Annotated in this window: 1 protein-coding gene; it reads right to left on the bottom strand. The window is 44.7% G+C overall.

Going from position 1 to position 255, the window contains the following annotated elements; translation table 11 throughout:
* A partial coding sequence (locus tag PSH54_RS20880; RefSeq protein WP_273607024.1) for an EF-Tu/IF-2/RF-3 family GTPase occupies positions 1 to 255 on the bottom strand: 255 nt, incomplete at both ends.

Raw genomic sequence — 255 nt, 5'->3', positions numbered from 1 at the left:
GACCACGTTCAACGTCTTCACGCTTAGTACCACGTAGAAGTGCACCAATGTTCTCACCAGCACGACCTTCGTCAAGAAGCTTACGGAACATTTCAACACCAGTACAAGTAGACTTAGTAGTCTCTTTAATACCAACGATTTCAACTTCGTCGTTCACGTTGATGATACCAGCTTCAACACGACCAGTTACTACTGTACCACGGCCTTGGATTGAGAAAACGTCTTCGATAGGCATGATGAATGGCTTATCGATGT

The sequence above is a fragment of the Pseudoalteromonas sp. Angola-30 genome, assembly GCF_028599215.1.
GTDB classification, from domain to species: Bacteria; Pseudomonadota; Gammaproteobacteria; order Enterobacterales; family Alteromonadaceae; genus Pseudoalteromonas; species Pseudoalteromonas atlantica.
Note: the sequence above shows the minus strand (reverse complement) of the source record. Positions and strands in the feature narration are given on the sequence as shown.